The 20,365-nt window shown below is 59.7% G+C and carries 17 protein-coding genes, 1 tRNA gene and 1 pseudogene; 3 read left to right on the top strand and 16 right to left on the bottom strand.

Features of this window, described 5'->3' with window-relative positions:
* Nucleotides 1-12: 12 nt before the first annotated feature.
* The 9 genes and pseudogenes from nuoI to EHN06_RS00700 all read right to left on the bottom strand — a co-directional run bounded on the left by nuoI (nt 13) and on the right by EHN06_RS00700 (nt 9,536).
* Nucleotides 13-582, bottom strand: coding sequence for an NADH-quinone oxidoreductase subunit NuoI (gene nuoI, locus EHN06_RS00740; protein ID WP_127329261.1), 570 nt, complete (start codon nt 580-582; stop codon nt 13-15).
* 13 nt (nt 583-595) lie between these two features.
* Nucleotides 596-1,578 (bottom strand): annotated as a pseudogene (gene nuoH, locus EHN06_RS00735) (NADH-quinone oxidoreductase subunit NuoH).
* Nucleotides 1,575-4,337: an NADH-quinone oxidoreductase subunit NuoG gene (nuoG, locus tag EHN06_RS00730; RefSeq protein WP_127329259.1), complete on the bottom strand. Its 2,763-nt coding sequence runs from the start codon at nt 4,335-4,337 to the stop codon at nt 1,575-1,577. The pseudogene nuoH and the gene nuoG overlap by 4 nt, the downstream one beginning before the upstream one ends.
* Before the next feature lie 38 nt (nt 4,338-4,375).
* Nucleotides 4,376-5,746, bottom strand: coding sequence for an NADH-quinone oxidoreductase subunit NuoF (gene nuoF, locus EHN06_RS00725; RefSeq protein WP_127329257.1), 1,371 nt, complete (start codon nt 5,744-5,746; stop codon nt 4,376-4,378).
* Entirely contained in the window at nt 5,743-6,261 is a 519-nt protein-coding gene (gene nuoE / locus EHN06_RS00720) for an NADH-quinone oxidoreductase subunit NuoE (protein WP_127329255.1), read from the bottom strand. The genes nuoF and nuoE overlap by 4 nt, the downstream gene beginning before the upstream one ends.
* Complete coding sequence (gene nuoC / locus EHN06_RS00715) at nt 6,261-8,045, bottom strand: NADH-quinone oxidoreductase subunit C/D (RefSeq protein WP_416332532.1); 1,785 nt, start codon at nt 8,043-8,045, stop codon at nt 6,261-6,263. Before nuoC ends, nuoE begins: the two co-directional genes overlap by 1 nt.
* A 25-nt stretch (nt 8,046-8,070) precedes the next feature.
* On the bottom strand, nt 8,071-8,748 hold the full coding sequence (locus tag EHN06_RS00710; RefSeq protein ID WP_127329251.1) for a NuoB/complex I 20 kDa subunit family protein: 678 nt from the start codon (nt 8,746-8,748) through the stop codon (nt 8,071-8,073).
* Between the two features lie 75 nt (nt 8,749-8,823).
* Complete coding sequence (gene ndhC / locus EHN06_RS00705; protein ID WP_127329249.1) at nt 8,824-9,231, bottom strand: NADH-quinone oxidoreductase subunit A; 408 nt, start codon at nt 9,229-9,231, stop codon at nt 8,824-8,826.
* A gap of 231 nt (nt 9,232-9,462) precedes the next feature.
* A tRNA-Gly gene (locus EHN06_RS00700) sits at nt 9,463-9,536 on the bottom strand.
* 127 nt (nt 9,537-9,663) lie between these two features.
* On the opposite strand from EHN06_RS00700, the gene EHN06_RS00695 reads away from it, so the two are divergent.
* From EHN06_RS00695 to EHN06_RS00685, 3 genes are all read left to right on the top strand, one after another.
* On the top strand, nt 9,664-11,397 hold the full coding sequence (locus EHN06_RS00695; RefSeq protein ID WP_127329247.1) for a potassium/proton antiporter: 1,734 nt from the start codon (nt 9,664-9,666) through the stop codon (nt 11,395-11,397).
* Nucleotides 11,398-11,508: 111 nt separating this feature from the next.
* A complete protein-coding gene (locus EHN06_RS00690; protein WP_228257372.1) occupies nt 11,509-12,060 on the top strand; it encodes a L,D-transpeptidase family protein in 552 nt (183 codons plus the stop codon).
* A 223-nt stretch (nt 12,061-12,283) separates the two neighbouring features.
* On the top strand, nt 12,284-12,562 hold the full coding sequence (locus EHN06_RS00685) for an Lpp/OprI family alanine-zipper lipoprotein (RefSeq protein WP_127329243.1): 279 nt from the start codon (nt 12,284-12,286) through the stop codon (nt 12,560-12,562).
* Nucleotides 12,563-12,621: 59 nt separating this feature from the next.
* Here EHN06_RS00685 and EHN06_RS00680 read toward each other — a convergent pair whose 3' ends face one another.
* The 7 genes from EHN06_RS00680 to EHN06_RS00645 all read right to left on the bottom strand — a co-directional run bounded on the left by EHN06_RS00680 (nt 12,622) and on the right by EHN06_RS00645 (nt 20,256).
* Nucleotides 12,622-13,422: a slipin family protein gene (locus EHN06_RS00680; RefSeq protein ID WP_127329241.1), complete on the bottom strand. Its 801-nt coding sequence runs from the start codon at nt 13,420-13,422 to the stop codon at nt 12,622-12,624.
* 18 nt (nt 13,423-13,440) lie between these two features.
* Nucleotides 13,441-14,901, bottom strand: a complete 1,461-nt coding sequence (locus EHN06_RS00675) for an NfeD family protein (RefSeq protein ID WP_127329239.1) — start codon at nt 14,899-14,901, stop codon at nt 13,441-13,443.
* Nucleotides 14,902-15,061: 160 nt separating this feature from the next.
* Nucleotides 15,062-16,117 carry a L,D-transpeptidase family protein gene (locus tag EHN06_RS00665; RefSeq protein WP_228257371.1) on the bottom strand — a complete coding sequence of 352 codons (1,056 nt, stop codon included), beginning with the start codon at nt 16,115-16,117 and terminating at the stop codon, nt 15,062-15,064.
* A 38-nt stretch (nt 16,118-16,155) separates the two neighbouring features.
* Nucleotides 16,156-16,725 (bottom strand): TMEM165/GDT1 family protein, encoded by a 570-nt coding sequence (locus EHN06_RS00660; RefSeq protein WP_127329237.1) that lies wholly within the window; start codon nt 16,723-16,725, stop codon nt 16,156-16,158.
* A gap of 239 nt (nt 16,726-16,964) precedes the next feature.
* Nucleotides 16,965-18,356 (bottom strand): DHA2 family efflux MFS transporter permease subunit, encoded by a 1,392-nt coding sequence (locus EHN06_RS00655; protein ID WP_127334294.1) that lies wholly within the window; start codon nt 18,354-18,356, stop codon nt 16,965-16,967.
* 32 nt (nt 18,357-18,388) lie between these two features.
* Entirely contained in the window at nt 18,389-18,814 is a 426-nt protein-coding gene (gene slyA / locus EHN06_RS00650) for a transcriptional regulator SlyA (RefSeq protein WP_127329235.1), read from the bottom strand.
* A 152-nt stretch (nt 18,815-18,966) separates the two neighbouring features.
* The gene (locus EHN06_RS00645; protein WP_127329233.1) at nt 18,967-20,256 is read right to left on the bottom strand and encodes an MFS transporter; all 1,290 of its coding nucleotides are present in this window, start codon (nt 20,254-20,256) and stop codon (nt 18,967-18,969) included.
* Nucleotides 20,257-20,365 lie beyond the last annotated feature (109 nt).

Here is a 20,365-nt window from a genome sequence, read left to right as displayed (position 1 = left end):
TCGCCTCCCGGGTTATGGCAACAAGGAACGCACGTCCACTGGCTCCTCCTCATTCAGAGCCTGGCCCTTGTCCTTACCGCCGATGGCCATCCCCGCCACCTTGTAGAAGTGGTAGTCGTGATCCTTGCCCGGCCCGTTGATCAGCAGATCTTCTTTCTCGTAAACCAGTTCCTGCCGGTCGTACTCGCCCATCTCGAAGTCCGGGGTCAGCTGGATCGCCGAGGTGGGACAGGCTTCCTCACACATGCCACAGAATATGCAGCGGGAAAAATTGATCCGGAAAAACTCCGGGTACCAGCGACCGTCCTCCTGCTCCCCCTTCTGCAGGGAAATGCAGTCCACCGGACAGGCCACCGCACACAGGTTGCAGGCAACGCAGCGTTCCTCGCCGTCCGGATCGCGGGTCAGCACGATCCGGCCCCGGTAGCGGGGCGGCAGATAGACTTCTTCTTCCGGATAGTTCACGGTCTCCCGCTTGCGGAAGCTGTGCATGAACACCATTCCCAGGGTCCGCAGCTGGGTCCAGGTCGCCGGTACCAGCCACAACACGGATTTGATATATGGGACCTTTTCTTTCTCCATGACGGGATCCTCCTCAGCCTTCGGGTGCAACCAGCAGCATCACCGCGCCGGTTGCCAGCAGATTGATCAGGGTCAGGGGCAGACAAATCTTCCAGCCAAAGCTCATCACCCGGTCATAACGGGGCCGCGGCAGTGAAGCCCGCAACAGGATGAACAGCATCAGGAAGAAGCCGGTTTTGATCGCAAACCAGAGCACCGGTGGTAGCCAGGGGCCGTGCCAGCCGCCAAAGAACAGGGTCACGATGAGGGCGGACACCAGCACCATGCCCACATACTCACCGATAAAGAACAGGCCGAACTTCATGCCGGAGTATTCGATGTGATACCCGTCCGCCAGCTCCTGCTCGGCTTCGGGCTGGTCGAAGGGGTGGCGGTGAGTCACCGCAATGCCGGCAATCAGGAAGGTGCTGAAGCCAAAAAACTGGGGAATGATGAACCAGAGTCCTTCCTGGGCGGCGACAATCTCGCGCATGTTGAAGGATCCGGCCAGGGCCACCACCCCCATCAGCGACAGACCCATGAACACCTCGTAGGAAATCGTCTGGGCCGACGAACGCAAGGCGCCCAGCAACGCGTACTTGTTGCCACTGGCCCAGCCCCCAGCAGCACGGCGTAAACGTTGATTCCCGCCATTGCCAGGAAAAACAGCAAGCCGATGTGCAGGTCCGCAATGCCCCATCCGGGCGTTATCGGAATGACGATGAACGACAGCAGCAGGGAGGCAAAGGCGATCACCGGTGCCAGCAGGAACAGTGGCCGGTCCGCAAACGGTGGAATCCAGTCTTCCTTGAAGAAAATCTTGATCATGTCGGCCACCAGCTGCAGGGTTCCAAATGGCCCGACACGGTTGGGGCCGTACCGGTCCTGCCAGAGCCCGAGCAGGCGACGCTCGACAATGGTCAGGGCGGCACCCAGCAGCACCGCACCCAGCAGAATCACCAGTGCCTGGAACATGGCCCAGAAAATCGCCTGCCATTCCGGTGTCAGCCAGCTCATGGGCGCACCTCCTCACCGGGTGTCGGCGTGGATCCCGGGCCCACGGTCAGCGTGACCGGGCCGCCCCCAATCCCCACCGGAACCGTGCCCGCCGGCAGACCCACCAGCCCCTGGGGCCAATCCACCGGCACACGGGCCGGCAGCGTCACGCAAGCCTTCTCGGCAGTTACCGTGACCAGTCCGCCCGGCTCGACACCCAACGCTGTAGCCTCGGCGTCCGAGAGCAGCAGCACCGGGGACTCCATCCGCTGACGAATGGGCTCCGCCCGGGCGGAGGTTTCCTCGCCGCCGAACAGGCAGGGCAGAACCAGGGCCCGGCACTCCTTGTCGGACGGCCGAAAGGCCGCCGGAATGTCACACTCGTAGTTATAGTGGCCAGGCCGCGGATCGAGTAGCCGGATGCCCGGGTCGCCCCCGCGCAAATGGCCGCCCACTTCGTCGGTGAACTTGTTCCAGGCCTGGGGTGAATTCCAGCCCGGCGCCCAGGCAAAGGGCACCTGCTGGTGGGGATACCGGAACCCGCTGTACCCTTCCATGGAAAAGGCGAGTGCGGTATCCGGATCCTGGGGCACCCGGGGCTCACTGACGCTCTGGTTTGCCCGCATGGACGTCCGGCCACTGTATCGGTGGGGCTCCCGGGCCAGCCGCAAACCCTCGATCCGGAAGCCGGCACCGGGGGCGGCAGCGGTAATCATCGCCAGATCCGGACAGGCCTGGCTGCAGGCTGCTGTCACCTGGTCCAGGGTGATGTCCCCCGGAGTATCACCGTGCAATTTGGCCGAAAGCCCGTGCAGCCAGCGCCAGCTCTCGTGGATTCGGGTTTCCGGACGGAAATAACTCGGCTCGTATACCTGGAAGAAGCGCTGAGCCCGTCCTTCCAGGCTCACGAGGGTGCCATCACCTTCGGCAAAACTCGCCGCCGGCAGCGAAAAGCTTGCCCGGTTCAGCGTCCGGGTACGCTGATGGTCCAGCACCACCAGCGTCTGGGCGTTGGCCAGGGCAGCGTCAACCCGGGTTTCGGGCAGGCGCTGATAAAGGTCATTCTCAAGGATAACCGCCGCATCGGCGCTTCCGCCTGCCAGCTGATCAAGTGCCCACTCCAGAGGCTGACCACCCAGCAGGGACAGGCCGGTGCTGTTCACTTCCCGACGGACGAATAACAGCCCGCCCCGGCGGGCCCGCCGGGCGAGCGCGCGGGCAATGTTGCCGGCAGCCCGAATGATGGCCGGAGAATCCAGGGCACCGCCGCTGACCACCAGCGGCCGTTCCGCAGCCAGCAGCGCGCCGGCGATCTCAGAGACACGGGATTTCAGCACCTCGTCCAGATCAGGCACATCAGGGGCTGCCGGATCAATGGCGTGGGCCACCGCAAATCCGAGCCGTGCAATATCGGCGGGCGCAAGTGCCACTCGATTACAGGCAAGGGAATCCAGTTCAGTCTCGGCCGGGTAGGCAATGAACAGCGGCTGGCGATGGTCCTGAGCCAGGGTTTTCATGGCTTCGGCGTTCCAGTGTGGGATGCCCAATTTTGCCGCGTACTCATCCGGTGGGGCCTTGATCGCCTGGCGGATAGCAAGACCGAGGCGCGCCGCGCTCTCCATGGGATCTTCCCCGAGCAGGAGCACGGCATCATGCCCTTCAACCTCCCGCAACGTCGGCGCCGGCAGCCCGCAGCTGCGGCCCAGTTTATCCATCAGGCCGAGACATACCTGCTCGTTCGCATTAATGCCTGTGGAAAAGTTGGCCTCGCCCACCAGCTCCCGCAGCTGGTGATTGCTTTCCAGGCTGGCACGGGGCGAGCCAATGCCGATAACCCGACCAGCGTGGCGCAGGGCCTCCGTGATCCGGGCCAGGGCCGTATCCACTTCCAGCGCCTCCGGCTCCTGATCCCGCTCCCGGGCTGGCCGGAACTCCGGCACTCTGGGCCGGTCCTGCCGGTTCACATAGCCGTAGCCGAAGCGGCCCAGGTCACACAGGAAAAACCCGTTCACCTCACCGTGGTAGCGGTTTTCAATTCGCCGGATATCACCATAACGTTCGCCCGGGCTGATGTTGCACCCCACCGCGCACTGGTGGCAGATACCCGGCGCGAACTGCAGGTCCCACTTGCGGGTGTAATGGTCGGAATGGCTCTGGTCGGTGAATACACCGGTGGGACAGACTTCGGTCAGGTTGCCGGCAAAGCGGCTTTCCAGGGTACCTTCCTGGTGACGTCCAAAGTAGATATTGTCCTTGGCTCCAAACGCGCCCAGGTCGGTGCCGCCGGCGTAGTCGTTGTAAAAGCGCACACATCGGTAACAGGTGATACACCGGTTCATCTCGTGGGCAATGAAGGGGCCCAGATACTGGTTGCGACGGGTGCGTTTGCGGAACCGGTATCGACGGCGATCGTGGCCGGTCATCACGGTCATGTCCTGCAGGTGGCAGTGGCCGCCTTCCTCGCAGACCGGGCAGTCGTGGGGGTGGTTGATCATCAGCCACTCCACCACGCTGGCGCGGAAGGCCCGGGCTTCCTCATCCTCAATATCAATGCGGGTGCCGTCCGCGGCCGGGGTCATACAGGACATCACCAGCATGCCCTTGTCGTCCTCGCGGTCCTTGTACTGGCGCACGGCGCACTGGCGGCAGGCGCCTACACTGCCCATGGCCGGGTGCCAGCAAAAATAGGGAATATCCAGGCCCAGGGACAGGCAGGCCTGAAGCAGGTTGTCTGCCCCGTTAACCTCGTAGCTCTGGCCGTCCACGTGGATGGTTGCCATGGCTCCGGTTTACTCCCTGTTGCCCATCAACGATCGGTTCATAGTTCCCCCACTGGTATTGGATCCACATGGGCCTTGCCTTTCGGGTCGTGAACACCCTGCTCGAATTCGTGCCGGAAATGCTGGAGGGCGGTCTGCAGGGGCATGGCCGCACCCGGGGCGTGAGCACAAAAGGTCAGCCCCGGGCCACAGTCCGCCGCCAGCTTGTCCAGCAGTTCCACATCGCCGACCTCGCCTTCGCCCCGCTCCAGAGCCAGCAACAGCTTCACCGCCCAGGGCAGGCCCTCGCGGCAGGGTGTGCACCAGCCACAGGATTCCCGGGCAAAAAACTCTTCCAGATTGCGCATCAGCGCGACCATGCTCTGATCTTCGGTCACCACAGTGATCAGACCGGTGCCGAGGCGGCTGCCTTGCCTGCCCACGGCGTCGAAATCCAGGGGCAGGTCCAGGTGCTCCGGCAGCAGAAAACCTGTGCTGGCACCGCCTGGCAGCCAGGCCTTGAGCTTCCGGTTGTCCCGCAGCCCCCCAGCACGATCCAGGATTTCCCGGCCGGTGGTGCCGATGGGCAACTCCCAGAGGCCGGGCCGATTCACCAGTCCCGAGGCGCCGTACAGTTTGGTGCCACCATCCTCGGTGCGATCCCCTGACAGTTCCTGGTACCAGTCGGCACCCCGCAACATGACCGCAGGCACGTTGCAGAGGGTTTCCACATTGTTTACCACCGTCGGCTTACCCCAGGCTCCGGACTGCCCGGGAAACGGAGGCTTGGCCCTGGGGTTGGCCCGATAACCCTCCAGGGAATTGAGCAGAGCGGTTTCCTCGCCACAGATGTAACGCCCGGCCCCGGTGTGCAGGGCAATGTCAAAATCAAAGCCGCTGCCGGCGATGTCCGAGCCGAGCCAACCGGCCGCACGGGCCTCACTCAGGGCCGCTGTCAGTACCCGGGCGGATTCCACATACTCTCCGCGCAGGAAGATGTAGCCGTAACAGGCGTTGTTGGCGAAGGCCGCCAGAATCATGCCCTCGATCAGCAGATGTGGCTGCTGTTCCATTAGCAGGCGATCCTTGAAGGTGCCCGGCTCCATCTCATCGGCATTGCAGACGATATACCCCCGGGGCATGTCGTCGCCCTGCAGGGTAAGGCTCCATTTCAGGCCGGCGGAAAAACCGGCGCCACCACGGCCCCGGACATTGGCCTCTTTTATGGTGGCAATGACTGCCTGGGGATCCCCGGCACCCAGTACCTGCCGAACAGCCTCGTAGCCTTGCTTCGATTCATAGTCTTTCCGGTCCACCACCTGGCCGTCGTCCCGAAGCCGCCAGGTCAGCGGATGGGTGTCCGGTGTCCGTTCCGAGGCAGACTGGAGCAGACGGCTGCGATAGACAGGAGACTGGCGCTGGCTGTTCATGGGTAACGCTCCAGGACATCGGCCAGATCGTCGGCACCGACCGGACCGTAGACCTCGTCATCAATCATCATGGCCGGGGCACCGTCACAGGCCCCCAGGCAACACACCGGGAGCAGAGTGAACCGGTTGTCGGCGGTGGTTTCACCCAATTCGATGCCGAGCCTGCCGCTCAGGTTCTGCCGGAGCTGGTCAGACCCGGTCAGGAAACAGGAACTGCTGTCGCACACCAGGATCACATGGCGCCCCACCGGCTGCCGGAAAATCAGGCTGTAAAAGGTGGCCACGCCCTCAACACTGGCCGGTCCCACACCCAACACCCGGGCGATGGCCGGAATCGCGTCATCCGGCACCCAGCCATGGCGACGCTGGACGATCTTCAGAGCCTCAATACAGGCCGCCTGGGGCTGCTCGTAGTGGCTGGCCTCCACGCGAATGGCCGCCTCGTCCTCCGGATGCAGCCGGAAGCCGTCGGTGGCGAGGGTCTGCTGGTTTGAAGGCGGTGTCTGTTCCATCATCAACGGTCCACGTCGGCCATTACAAAATCAATACTGCCCAGATGGGCGATCAGGTCCGGCACAAAGCCACCGCGCATCACACTGGGAATCTGCTGAAGGTGCGGGAAACTGGGCGTTCGTATCCGGGTCCGGTAACTGATGGTGTCGCCATCACTGGTCAGGTAGTAACTGTTGATGCCCTTGGTGGCCTCCACCATCTGCATCGATTCCTGGGGTTTGAGCACTGGCCCCCAGGACACCTGCAGAAAGTGGGTGATCAGGGTTTCAATATGTTCCAGCATGCGCTCCCGGGGCGGTGGCGTGGTCAGGGGGTGGTCCGCCTTGAAGTCGCCCGACGGCATGTGGTCCACGCATTGCTGGATAATCCGCAAGCTCTGGCGCATTTCTTCAATGCGCACCTGCCCCCGGTCAAAGACGTCGCCCCGGTGCCCCAACGGCACCTCGAATTCGAAGTTGTCGTAGCCGGAATAGGGGCGCTGTTTGCGCAGATCGAAGTTGCATCCCGTGGCCCGAAGGTTCGGGCCGGTGACCCCCCACGCCAACGCCTCGGACGTGTCAAAAGCAGCTATGTTCCGCGTCCTTTCCCGGACCAGAGCGTTCTCCATCATGGCCCGCTCGTACTCCCGCAGGCGGGCTGGCATCCAGTCCAGGAACTCCTGGACCAGCTGTTCCCAGCCCTGGGGCAAATCCTGCATCACCCCTCCGATGCGATACCAGGCCGGGTGCATGCGAAAACCGGTGATGCCCTCTATCACCTTGTAGCCCCGCTGGCGGTCACTGAAAGTGAAGAACACCGGGGTCATGGCCCCCAGATCCTGCAGGTAAGTTCCGAGGAACAGCAGATGGCTGGTGATTCGGAACATCTCTGCCATCATCACCCGGATCGTCTTTACCCGGTCCGGCACGGCAATACCCGCCAGCTTCTCCACCGCCAGCACATAGGGCAGGTTGTTCATCACCCCGCCGGTGTAGTCGATACGGTCGGTGTAAGGAATGAAGCTATGCCAGGACTGGCGCTCGGCCATTTTCTCCGCGCCGCGGTGGTGATAGCCGATGTCCGGCACGCAGTCGACGATTTCCTCGCCGTCCAGCTGCAGCACAATGCGAAAGGCACCGTGGGCGGATGGGTGGTTGGGCCCAAGGTTCAGGAACATGAACTCGGCTCCGTCCCGCTCCCGCGCCATGCCCCAGGCCTCGGGCACGAACTGGAGTGCTTCCTGCTCAGTCTGCTGGCCTTCCACCGTCAATGTGTAGGGATCAAACTCCGTGGCCCGGGCGGGGTAATCCTTTCGCAGCGGGTGCCCGGTCCAGGTCGGCGGCATCAGGATTCGCTCAAGGTGCGGATGGCCGGCAAAGTTGATACCGAACATATCCCACACCTCCCGCTCGTACCAGTTGGCGGACGGAAACACCCCAGTGGCGGTGGGCAGGCTCAGGTCGTCCTCGTTCAGGGCCACCTTGAGCATGATGTCGCGGTTCCGGGCTATCGACATCAACTGATAGAATACCGTGAAATCCGAATCCGGCAGGCCCTCGCGGTGGCCGCGCAGCCGCTCGTCAGTCGCCGACAGGTCGTAAAGCAGATCGAAGGGCGCATCCAGGCTCTTCAGATAGCCCAGTATATCGGTCAGTGCCGCCCGCAAAACCCAGAGCACAGGCATGCCGGTGCGGGTCTGCTGGCAGTGCCGCACACCCGTGCCAAAGTCCCGCTTCAGGACTTCGACTATCCCACCGTCGGCATTATCGGCGCTATTGCTCATGCTCGTGGTTTGACTCCTGATCATCAGTTGTAAACGACGGCAAGCGGCTTTATAGCTTGTCGGGGCTCCTCAATTCCGTAGCCTGGATACGCTGGTCCCGCCACTTCTCCCGCTGCGAAGGCATCTCGGCCCGGTATACACCCTGGTCACCTACCACCCAGGAAAGTGGCCGCCGTTCTTCCTGGATGGAGTCCTGCAGCAGCTGGAGACCCTGCAGAAACGCCTCCGGGCGGGGCGGGCACCCGGGCACGTAGACATCCACCGGCAGGAATTTATCCACCCCCTGAACCACCGAGTAGATGTCATACATACCGCCGGAGTTGGCACAGGAGCCCATGGAAATCACCCATTTAGGCTCCAGCATCTGCTCGTAAAGCTGCTGGATAACCGGGGCCATCTTGATGAAGCAGGTGCCGGCAATCACCATGAAGTCTGCCTGCCTGGGCGACGCCCGGATCACCTCCGAGCCGAACCGGGCAATATCGTGGGGCGAAGTAAACGCGGTGGTCATCTCCACGTAGCAACAGGACAGCCCGAAGTTGTAGGGCCATAAAGAGTTTTTCCGGCCCCAGTTCACCGCAGAGTTGAGCACCTCACTGAGCTTACCGGTAAACACATTGCGCTCGAGCTGCTGTTTCACTGGATCCTCGGTTTTTTCCCGACGATCAACCGGGTAACGGGCGTCGCCTCCCGTCGGATTCTCAGCCCGGGTCAGGGTATAAGTCATGGATTCCTCCATCGATGTTCACACCGTCATTACGACCTGGCACCCAAAAGGTCAGGAGCGTCAGCGGGTACGTGGCTAATCGCCGATTTTGTCTGCCGGCCCGACTTGCGGGGCCCAGTCCAGGGCGCCGGTGCGACTGTCATAGACGAGACCGGCCAGCAAGATAAAGATGAACACGGCAGCACCCCAGAACCCGGTCCATCCGACTTCACGGATGACAAGCGCCCAGGCAAACAGGAATACCGCCTCGATGTCGAAGATCACAAACAGCATGGCAACCAGATAGAACTTGACGGAAAAACGCTGGCGCGCGCTACCGGCACCGACAATACCGGACTCAAACGGAATGGATTTGCTAATGCCGCGACTGCGCCCGCCGAGAATACTCGACGCACCTACCATGAAGGCGCAAAGACCGGCCACCGCAACGATGAAAAGCCCCGTGGCCCAGTATTCGGCAATGCCATTCACCACGTTCTCCATCAAGTGCTTCCCTCTCAACTGCCAAACAGCGGCTGCTTTTCCAACACCTCTCATGAAATCTAGCAACAGCCTCCGTATTGCACAAACACAGCCGGGTGCCCGACCGGCACAAAAACGGGTTGTTACAAAACGGCCGACGACGACTTACAATAAAGCCAGAAGCCTATAATTATTTGTTTTTAATAAGGAAATAGAATATTAATTAAAGGATAAGGGAGCGAAGGCATGGAATGGAGCGGGTGAAGGGAATCGAACCCTCGTATGCAGCTTGGGAAGCTGCCGTTCTACCATTGAACTACACCCGCACAATGCGTTGCTCTCCGGCAATATAAGCGGACATGCCATCGCTCGGCAAGTGCCGGCAACGGTAATTTCCCGTCGCCGCCCACGGGGCGGGCCTGCTATGCTCTCACTCTGACGAACGGAGATTTGATGGACCCCACGTTTACCCTGATTGGCGCCCTGATGCTGGTGATCAGCATCGTACTGAGCCCGCTTTCAAGCCGGGTCGGTATGCCTGTACTGCTGATTTTCCTGATTGTCGGGATGATGATGGGGGAGGATGGGCCTGGCGGTATCAACTTCGACAATTTCGAGCTCGCCTTCGTGATAGCCAACCTGGCACTCGGGGTCATCCTGCTGGATGGCGGTATGCGCACCCGCGCGGACACCTTCAGGGTAGGCCTGCGGCCGGCGCTGATGCTTGCCACCGTCGGGGTGTCCCTGACTGCCAGCGGAGCGGGACTGGTAGCCTGGTGGGTTTTTGATCTGCATTGGTTAACCGCCCTGCTGATTGGCGCCATCATTTCTTCAACCGATGCGGCCGCCGTATTTTCGCTGCTCCAGGGCCGGGGGCTGCACCTTAATGAACGGGTCAGCGCCACCCTGGAAATCGAGTCCGGCAGTAACGACCCGATGGCGATTTTCCTCACCCTGATGCTGGTCACCATGATTGCCAATCAGGGCCAGGACAGCGCCTGGACCGGACTGGTCATGCTAATCAAGCAATTCGGCATCGGTGCCGTCGCCGGGCTGCTTGGTGGCCATGTGGTAGTGCAAATGGCCAATCGCATCCGTCTGACCCCGTCCCTGTATCCACTACTGGTGGCAGCGGCGGGGATCGTCGTGTTTTCCGGCACCAACGCCATGGGTGGTAGCGGTTTTCTCGCCATCTACCTGACCGGCGTGGTGATCGGCAACCGGCCAGTGCGAATGATGCCGATGATACTCCAGGTCCACGACGGCCTGGCCTGGCTGTCACAAATCAGCCTGTTCCTGATTCTCGGCCTGCTGGTGACGCCGTCCGACCTCTGGCAGCTCGCAGGGGCAGGGTTAATCCTGGCACTGGCACTCATACTTCTGATCCGTCCACTCACGGTGCTGGTTACCCTCTGGCCTTTCGGCTTCAACCGACGGGAACTGGGTTTTATCAGTTGGGTCGGCCTACGGGGCGCCGTTCCAATCGTGCTGGCGCTGTTTCCGGTCATTGCGGGCCTCCCCGATGCACAGCTGATCTTCCACGCGGCCTTTTTCATCGTTCTCGTGTCACTGGTCGTGCAGGGCACCACCATGGCGCCACTGGCTCGCAAACTGGGGCTGGAAGTTCCCGCCGGAGAAGAGCCCTACCGCCGCCTGCCTCTGGACGTACCCGCCACCGGCGATCATGAACTCATGCTGTTTCCGTTACGTGGAGACAGCTGGAAAACACCGCGCCCCCTGGGCCAGCTTCGTCTGCCATCCAACACGGCCATTGCCGGCGTGTTTCGCAAACGTGTGTGTTACCAGCCCAGCCCGGAAATGGAGGTTTTCAGCGGCGATGTCATCGCCATGTTTGCGACGCCATCGGACCTATCCGAGCTCGGCAAGGCCCTCAGCGGCCGCCAGGCCCCCAAACACCTGGCCGAACGTGCATTCTTTGGTGACTTTGTCCTCAATGGCGACGCGTTGTTAGGGGACGTGGAGCAGGTGTACGGTATTGAGTTTGACGAGCTACCGCCCGAACTGTCACTGGCCGAGTGCTTTGCCCGGCGCACCAAGGGGCACCCGGTTGTCGGTGACAAAGTGATACTCGGCCCGGTCACCCTGGTTGCCCGTGCAACCGAAGCCGACCGTGTCACCAAGGTTGGCCTGAAGATGGACAGCTCTGAAAACCGTCGACTCGGTTAAGAGATAACCAAAAAAGTTAACAAAACCCATTAACATTCTTCCGGTCGGCTATGCTATAAACTGTGCCAAACCAATATTAATCATTAGTAACGTATGCCCATGACTGTCCGGATGTTCCTTTTTTTGTTCATGTTTGCCGCCAGCCTTCTGACACCGTTTTCCGGTGCGTTGGCGACCGAAATGCTCGCCCGTGCGGAAACACGAATGCCCGAAGACAAGCCATCACTGGACCATCCCCTGAGCATCAATAAAGTGCTGGTGCGCAAAAGTGAACGCCGGTTGTACCTGATGGATGATCAGGAGGTCGTCCGCAGCTACCGGATCTCACTGGGAGATAATCCGGAGGGCCACAAACTCTACGAGGGGGACAAGCGCACTCCTGAAGGGCACTATCAGCTGGATTGGCGCAATGCCGACAGTGACTTCTACAAATCGATTCATATCTCCTACCCTAATGAGCGGGATCAGGAACTGGCGGAAGCCTGGGGACTGGATCCAGGCGGCAGCATCATGATCCACGGTCTGCCAAACGATGCCGGCGATATGGCGTTTGCCTATACCGGCCTGGACTGGACCAACGGCTGCATTGCCGTCACCAACGAGGAAATGGATGAGATCTGGAGCCTCGTATCCGATGGCACCCCGATCAGTATACTTCCATGACACACCCGGAACGCCCGTAAAGAGAGCTTTCAGCTTTCCTTTTTATTAAGTTGTTGTCATAAGGGCAGAACTTTTACGTATCCTTAGTTAACATTTTCCCGCAGAGTGTTTTACACTGTTTAACGACTCCGGTAGTCAAAGCCTATCGGGCCTGGTTTGACAGGACGTCATCTGACTGGCTTCTGGATCACAGGAAATAAAACGACCAATAAGGGGAAAAGATATGCGTAAACTGACAATCGCAGGGTTTGCACTGGCCACCGCACTGACAGCAGGTTGTGCCTCTAACCAGGCAGCCATCGACGAAGCAAATGCAAACGCAAGCTCCGCCGAACAGACTGCTGAAAATGCTCTGAACACCGCCAACAGCGCTTCCAGCGCTGCACGTTCTGCCCAGCAGACTGCAGACGAAGCACTGGCCGCTGCACAAGCTGCACAGCGTGCTGCTGACGAAGCAAACGAGCGTGCCAAGCGTATGCTCGAGCGTGCCAGCCAGAAGTAAGGCTGATACGACATGAAAAAGGCCGGAATATTCCGGCCTTTTTCATGTCTGTGACCCGGTCATGATTCCCCGGGATCCGAATCCTTCGGCTTGTTAAGCCCCGGCTTCTGTTTATCCATAAACGCTTTCATCATGTCCATGGGCAGCGGGAATACAATGGTCGATGCGTTGCCGGTACTCATGTCCGCCAGCGTCTGCAGATAACGAAGCTGCATGGCACCAGGGTCGGCGGACATTACTTCGGCCGCTTCCACCAGTTTCTTCGAGGCCTGCAATTCACCCTCGGCATGGATCACCTTGGCCCGCCGTTCACGCTCTGCTTCCGCCTGTCGCGCGATAGCACGGATCATCGACTCATTCAGGTCCACATGCTTGATTTCCACATTCGCGACCTTGATACCCCATTCCTCGGTCTGGGTATCGATGATCTCCTGGATATCATTGTTGAGTTTGTCACGTTCCGACAGCATCTCGTCCAGATCGTGCTTGCCCAACACCGAACGCAGGGTTGTCTGAGCCAACTGACTGGTCGCCGCCGCGTAATCCTCCACCCGGATAATCGAACGTTCGGGATCCACCACCCGGAAGTACAATACGGCGTTTACCCGCACGGTAACGTTGTCCTTGGAAATAACGTCCTGACTCGGCACATCCAGGGTGATAACTCGCAGATCCACCCTGACGATCTGTTGGATACCGGGAATAACAATAATCAGGCCCGGGCCTTTCACGCCCTGAAACCGGCCCAGGAAGAACACCACGCCACGCTCGTACTCAGGCAGGATCTTGATGGCTGATGCAAGGATCAGAAGCAGCACCACCGTGGGTGCCAGATAGGGAATCAGATCTCCGAATATCATACCGCCTCCTTCGTTTATTTATTTCTTCGTCGTGTCTCCCGGCTCCACAACCACCGTCAGCCCTTCTATTGCCGTGACATTCAGCTGATCACCGGCCTTGACCGGCGAACTGCTGGTGGCGTTCCAGCGCTCACTGCTCATGCGTACGTGCCCCTGGTAGTGGCCTTCCCTGGGCTCGAAGTCCTCCAGAGCCAGGGCATGTTCATGGGAAATCTGTTCCGGACCACTGACGGGATGCCGCTTTCGCAGCCCGATTAAGCGCATCGCGGTCCACAGGATAAAGCCACCGGCGACGGCTGCGGTTCCCCCTACCATCGGCAGGGAGATATCCCGATGACTGCCATCCATGAGAATCACCGAGCCAATGACAAAGGCAATGATCCCCCCAATCCCCAATATGCCGAAACTGGGCATGAACGCCTCACCAACAATGAAGGCCAGGCCCAGCATGATCAACGCCAGACCAGCATAGTTCACCGACAGCACCTGGAAGGCAAACAGTGCCAGGATCAGACAAATCGCACCGATGACACCAGGGAAGATGGCACCTGGATTGGAGAGTTCGAAAATGATGCCGTAGAACCCGATGATCATCAGGAAATAGGCCACGTTGGGATTGGTGAGGACTGACAGCAAACGGGTACGCCAGTCCGGTGCCGAGTGCACCAGCTCGAGGTTTGCAGTCGCCAGGGTAAGCTCTCCGCCGGCCATCCTTACCGTGCGACCGTCTATCTGTCGCAGCAAATCGGGCAGGCTACTGGCGACCACGTCCACCACGTTCCTTTCCAGAGCTTCGGTAGCCCCCAGATTGACCGCTTCACGTACGGCCTCCTCCGCCCAGTCGGCATTGCGACCGTGGCGTTCCGCCAGGCCGCGGATATAACTGACAGCGTCTTCCAGCACTTTACGTTCCATGGCCGTCCCGCCACGGCGTTTGTCGTCACTTTCGCTGGCCTCTTTTTCAGCGCTGTCATCCTTTTTGGTGTCCTTGCCGTCCTCGGACTTCTCGTCAGGCTCTTCGGCCGGTGGATCCTCCATCCCCGGAACCCCTCCCATCTGGACGGGGGTTGCGGAACCCAGGTTGGTGGCCGGCGCCATGGCGGCAATGTGACTACCATAAAGGATGTAGGTGCCAGCACTGGCCGCGCGGGCCCCCGCAGGCGAGACATAGGTGGCCACCGGCACGGACGAGCCGAGAATTTCCTTGATGATTCCACGCATGGATTCCATCAACCCACCGGGGGTGTCCATACGGATAATGACGAGGCCGGCGCCTTCGGATTCCGCACGCTGTATGCCACGTACCACGTAGTCCATGGTTGCCGGGCTAATGGCGCCCTCGACGGTCAATACCAATGCGGTACCGGAGGCTTTTTCCTGCGCATACACGGAATAGGCCAGGGATCCCAGTGCCAGCATACTTCCCAGCAGAAATACGAACAGGGACCAGGTGAATCCCCTGGAGGACAGTGATCTCATGGGACGGCTCGTCGTCATTACTCCTCCCCGGATCAACGCAATGGGTCAGAACATTCGGGCCAGCAGCAATACCGGCCTCTTCACTTTCTCACTAATCTCAATATGAATATAGCCCGGATACAAAGTTGTGACTCGGGTTGGCAACTTTTGTTTCATCAGCTCAGAACCAGAGCCGTGGCGCTGTTTCCCTGTCGTCGACATTCGCCGGTTTTTCCATGTTGCTGTCGTCCGATGCCAGTTGGCGGCCCGGGATCTGTTCCCCCACCATGGTGGGAATGCCATCCGCCTGATCGACAGCAAGCTCTATGGCACGACGCTGGATTTCAACCCCGGGTCTGCGCTGGAGGAAGTCGTCCAGCGCTTCCGTGACCTCCTGCCATAACCACTCCCGGTCCTGGTCTCCGTATTCCTCATGGGGACGATGAACTTCCAGCCAGACTTCGCCACCAGACAGTCCAATCTTCACAGGTTGCTTGATCACCCGTACCGGCGTGCCTTTGCTGACCTGATAGACAAAGCGTGAAATGTCCTCGTTGTACATGCGGAAACAACCGTGACTGACCTGCATACCAACCCCGAACTGCTTGTTGGTACCGTGGATCAGGTAGCCCTCTTCACTCAGCATCAGGGCATGACTACCAAGCGGATTGTCAGGGCCAGCGGGGATCATTCTTGGCAGGTAGTCACCAGAGGCTGCGTATTCGGCCCGAATACTGGCCGGTGGGTACCAGGCCGGAGATTCCAGAGGCATGGTGACTTCCGCATCGGTCAGCGGTGACGGGTTGTCATCCGTGCCCACCCCGACGGGGTAAACCTGGACCCCCTTGTCGGTGAAGTAGTACAGGCGATACTCCGCCAGGTTGATAACAATGCCCTTGCGCTCAACATCGGGCAGAACATACTGACGGGGCAGGGTGATGCGGGTGCCATCGCCCGGCAACCATGGGTCAACACCGGGATTGGCTTTCACCAGTTCCAGATAGCCCAGGCTCAGGTCATTACCGATCGCTGCGAAGGTGTCCTCATACTTCGTCGTAAACACGGACAACGATCCGGCAAGATCCCCATCAACGGCGAACGTCGGCACCCGCGGTTGGCGATCCGGTGTTTCAGAGGAATCAATAACCCGGGTCTTGTCCTGTTCTGCTCCATAGGCACCACTCCAGGACAGAACAAGGCCGACGGCCATCAACGCCAGAACTCGTTTACACGACATAGCTTATTTTCCACACTACAAAAAAACCTTGAGCGCGCTCAGGCCGTAGCCAGTGCCGCCCAGACCGTTGCAATCGCCAGGACAATGAAAAGCACGCTGGCGCCAATCCGGGCCGTTGCCAACGGCAACCGGTCCATTAACCACTTCCCCGCCATAATAACTGGAATGTTGGCCAACAGCATCCCGACGGTTGTACCGATAATAACCCAAACGGTCTCTGTAAATCGCGCCGCCAGCACCACGGTTGCCACTTGGGTTTTGTCGCCGATCTCGGCGATAAAGAACATCACGGTGGTTGCCATGAACGCCCCCATGCCGAGGAACTTCGAATCGTCGCTGTCATCCTTGTCCGGGATCAGCAACCACAGGGCAATGGCAACGAAGCTCACCGCCAGGATCCATGGCAGCCAGGCGTCTGGTATCCATTTGGCAACCCAGGCCCCCAGCATAGCTGAAAGCGCATGGTTCAGTACCGTGGCGACAAAAATACCAAGAATGATGGGCAAACGCCGTGCGTAGCGGGCCACCAGGAACAGAGACAGCAGTTGGGTTTTATCACCAATTTCGGCAATGGCAACAGCGAGGGTCGAAGATAGGAAAGCGTCCATGAAATGTCCCGGGGCGGAATTTCAGACATGAGACAGCCACCTTCCGCCCTTTGGAGGTGTCTGCCTCAGGTCTTGCCAATCTCGCCACCATCTAACTAAGGGACAGGGCGGGACACGATAGCCATGGGGATTGGGCCCCAAGTATGTTGACTACCATCCGGCCTGCTGTGCTGACTGAGGGCCGGAGGCTACTCCCCTGAAGGAAGCTGCATACTACCCGATGCCAAATTCGAGTTCAATTACGCCCGCATTCGCCAAACCGGTATGGCGGCCACCGCAACGAAGATCGCCACCAGCCACCAGGCCGTATGGAAGGCGTCAATGGTAGGGATACCTCCGGCGTGATCCCCGAATTCAATCGTAAGGGCAACGATATTGACGCCATAGGCACCCCCAAGCTGCCGCGTAAAATTGATCGTGCTGGAGCCCGCCCCCAGCTCATGGGGCTCAAGCGGATTCAAGGCACCGGTCGACAACGCGGGCAACATAAACCCAAGGCCAACCCGCCCCAGGATGGTCCACAACGCCAGCCAGCCAAACGCCAGCTCCAGATCGGACAGCGCAAACAACGCCGCGGATGCGGCAAACAGCGCGATACCGAAAACCACCAGGGCGCGGGCACTGTGCTTGTCCGCCAGTCTTCCTGCCAGTGGAAACGTCATGCCCAGGGCAATCCCCGCAGGCAACATCAACAGACCCGCCTCCGTTGCAGAAAAGTTCAGGGCGGTTTGTACAAACAGGGGCACCAGATACGTGGAACCAAATAACGCCAGCCCGAGCGCAAGCGCGCCAAGATTGGCATACAGAAAGACCGGTTGACGCAACAGGCGGATATTCAGCAATGGGTGCCTGGTCCTGCGTTCACGCCACACGAAAAGTAACAGGGTGGTCACCACCACCAGGCCTTCCAGTATCAGCCAGTGGCGGTTGCCGGACATATTCTGCAGCCGGTTCAGCGCATCCAGGGACACCGCAATGGTCGTGCCCAGCAGTACCAGCCCGGGCAAGTCAAAACGATAGGGCGCCGGCCGCGACACCGGCAGCGGCAGGAAACGCCAGGCCATGAACACACCCAGCAACGTGACCGGCGCAGGTGCAAACATCACATAGCGCCAATCCAGTTGGTCCACCAGAAACCCGCCCAGCACCGGCCCCAGCGCAGGCGCCAGGATGACGCCCATGCCGTAGATTCCCATCGCCTGGCCACGACGCTCCTGGGGGAAAATCCGGAATACCAGGTACATGCCCATGGGTTGCATCAGTCCGGCCATGGCACCCTGGCCGATACGGGCGGCGATCAGTTGTTCCGGTGATGAAGCAAACCCGCCTGCCAGAGAAATCAGGCTGAACAGCGCCATGGCTGTCGCCAGGGTCTTGCGGAGACCAAAATGATCAAGCAGCCAGCTGGAGGTCAGCATGGTGGTGGTCATGGCTGCGATGAAGCCGGTCGCCAACCAGTGGACCTGGCCCTGGCGAATACCGAATTCCAGCATAATGTCGTGCAGCGCAACGTTGACCACGGTGGCACTCAGTACCGTGGCCATGGTACCAAGCATCACCGTGAACACGGCCAGCCAGCGCCAGCGCTCACCATACCGGGCCTTCAGCCCCTCGACCGTATTATTACTCAGAGCCCGTGCTCCCCAGACAGAATCGGTGTGTTTTATTTCTGCTTTTCGGCGTTTTCCATGATCTTGTGGAAGACTTTGATCGCGCACTCGATTTCCTTGTCAGAAATCCCTTCCAGCATTTCCTCCCGCAACTTGGCGGCCCGCTCGGTCAGGTCCTCCATAAAGGCACGACCATTATCCGTCAGGTGCAGGCGGCGGGCACGACGATCATTGGGACAGGGGCGGCGCTCAATGAGGCCCTGCTGCTCCAGGCTGTCCAGCAGGCGAACCAGGGTCGGGTTTTCAATCGCCATCAGGCTGGCCAGTTCACGCTGGGTCAGGCCTTCGCCGCCTTCCCTGAGATAGACCATGGTGGTCCAGCGTGCCTGAGTCACACCCAGATCTTTCAGGCGCTCATCCAGCAGTTTGCGCCAGCGACGGGTGACCCGTGCAACGGCAAAAGGAAACTGATCTCTCATGGTCGGGGACTCCGGTTAGGGGCTTAATAATCATGGAATGCTAACAATAGTAAGCTAACCATTGAAATGAAAACAGATGTGAATACCGAAACAACATTGGGGAAAACCGAAAGGCGGGCTGAAAAAGCCCGCCTGGACAGACCCTTGCAAGCTCAGCCTGTCTGGCGGAGCTGCTCTTCTTCCTGCATTTCCACCACTTCCGGGGATTCGTGGAAGTCCTCGTTGCGGGGATCCATTTCCGTCAGGACCACCGAGGTTTCCGGCATTGCCGGTACGAAATGCTCCTGCTCTTCTACTGGCACATCCTCGGTGTGAGTGATCCGGTAACTGGTCATCACCGCCAGCAATACCAGGAAACCGGCGTTTCCGAGGAACAGCCCTCTCGGCCCCAGAACACTGACCAGTTCCGCCATGACGATCGGGCCGATGACGCTGCCAATGCCATAACTGAGCAACAGGGTGGCACTGGCGGCCACAATACGATGGCTGTCCATCCGGTCATTGGTGATGGCAACCGCAATCGGATAAACCATGGCCGACAACCCGGTAAACAACCCGACCAACAACGTCAGCAGCCACAGCGTGTCCGCCCCCAGTACAGCGACCAGGCCCGCTGACGTGGCGGCAGTCAGCGCCACCCAGCACATCACACGCCGCCGGTCAAAGCGATCACACACACGACCAAGAGGCCACGCCAGCAGCATCGCCGCAATAATCGCGCTGGCCATGAAGGTGGACGTGCGGGCGAGATCCAGTCCCACCAGAGTCGCGTAAACCGGACCCAGGGCATAGAACGAACCGATCAACACGCCGCAGATCAGGGCGCCGGCAACACCACTGAAGGATTCCCGTGCGAGCTTGAAAAACGACATACGTTCGGCCTGCTCAATCACCGGCGCTTCCATTTTCGTCAGGGACAGGGGAACCAATGCCAGTACAAGCAACATCGCCGCCAGAGAGAACGGCATGAAATTCGCCGGATCACCGACATTTACCACCAACTGACCACCGGCGGCAGACAGATAGAAAACAAACTGGTAAACCGCAAACAGCGCACCGCGGTTGGTGTTGGTGGCACGACTACTGAACCAGCTCTCGATCACCACCAGCACGCCCGCCATGCTGAACCCCGACAATACCCGCAGGAAAGCCCAGAAAACCATGGAAATGGCCATGGGGTACATCAGTGATGCCACGGCAGCCACGGCTGCGAATACTGCAAACGCCCGGATATGGCCGACACGGGCGATGACCTTCTGGACATAGAGGGTGCCCAGAACAAAGCCAATGGAATAGCACACCAGAACCCAGCCAATCACGTCCGGCGATACTGACTCAATGCTCAGCCGGATGCCCAGCAACGTCATCAAAAACGCATTACCGCTGACCAACAGGATAATACTGAGTATCAACGCTGAGAGGGAGGTGACCATGCGGGTCATCAGGCAAGCTCCAGAGGTTGCTGGCTTCGGGTCAGGGGATGTGACAAAACATAGCAGCATGGGCCGTTTTTTGCCGGTGAGAATTAGACCAGCCAGCACTCCCTGTGAC

The organism is Marinobacter sp. NP-4(2019), assembly GCF_003994855.1.
Lineage (GTDB): Bacteria > Pseudomonadota > Gammaproteobacteria > Pseudomonadales > Oleiphilaceae > Marinobacter.
The sequence above is the reverse complement of the archived record's forward strand: the minus strand, read 5'-3'. Positions and strand labels throughout refer to the sequence as shown.

Excerpts from the sequence above, each read along its gene's own strand:
- nuoI (WP_127329261.1), bottom strand. The coding sequence starts at position 582 with ATGGAGAAAGAAAAGGTCCCATATATCAAATCCGTGTTGTGGCTGGTA.
- nuoG (WP_127329259.1), bottom strand. The coding sequence starts at position 4,337 with ATGGCAACCATCCACGTGGACGGCCAGAGCTACGAGGTTAACGGGGCA.
- nuoF (WP_127329257.1), bottom strand. The coding sequence starts at position 5,746 with ATGAACAGCCAGCGCCAGTCTCCTGTCTATCGCAGCCGTCTGCTCCAG.
- nuoE (WP_127329255.1), bottom strand. The coding sequence starts at position 6,261 with ATGATGGAACAGACACCGCCTTCAAACCAGCAGACCCTCGCCACCGAC.
- nuoC (WP_416332532.1), bottom strand. The coding sequence starts at position 8,045 with ATGATCAGGAGTCAAACCACGAGCATGAGCAATAGCGCCGATAATGCC.
- EHN06_RS00710 (WP_127329251.1), bottom strand. The coding sequence starts at position 8,748 with ATGACTTATACCCTGACCCGGGCTGAGAATCCGACGGGAGGCGACGCC.
- ndhC (WP_127329249.1), bottom strand. The coding sequence starts at position 9,231 with ATGGAGAACGTGGTGAATGGCATTGCCGAATACTGGGCCACGGGGCTT.
- EHN06_RS00695 (WP_127329247.1), top strand. The coding sequence starts at position 9,664 with ATGGACCCCACGTTTACCCTGATTGGCGCCCTGATGCTGGTGATCAGC.
- EHN06_RS00690 (WP_228257372.1), top strand. The coding sequence starts at position 11,509 with ATGTTCCTTTTTTTGTTCATGTTTGCCGCCAGCCTTCTGACACCGTTT.
- EHN06_RS00685 (WP_127329243.1), top strand. The coding sequence starts at position 12,284 with ATGCGTAAACTGACAATCGCAGGGTTTGCACTGGCCACCGCACTGACA.
- EHN06_RS00680 (WP_127329241.1), bottom strand. The coding sequence starts at position 13,422 with ATGATATTCGGAGATCTGATTCCCTATCTGGCACCCACGGTGGTGCTG.
- EHN06_RS00675 (WP_127329239.1), bottom strand. The coding sequence starts at position 14,901 with ATGAGATCACTGTCCTCCAGGGGATTCACCTGGTCCCTGTTCGTATTT.
- EHN06_RS00665 (WP_228257371.1), bottom strand. The coding sequence starts at position 16,117 with ATGTCGTGTAAACGAGTTCTGGCGTTGATGGCCGTCGGCCTTGTTCTG.
- EHN06_RS00660 (WP_127329237.1), bottom strand. The coding sequence starts at position 16,725 with ATGGACGCTTTCCTATCTTCGACCCTCGCTGTTGCCATTGCCGAAATT.
- slyA (WP_127329235.1), bottom strand. The coding sequence starts at position 18,814 with ATGAGAGATCAGTTTCCTTTTGCCGTTGCACGGGTCACCCGTCGCTGG.
- EHN06_RS00645 (WP_127329233.1), bottom strand. The coding sequence starts at position 20,256 with ATGACCCGCATGGTCACCTCCCTCTCAGCGTTGATACTCAGTATTATC.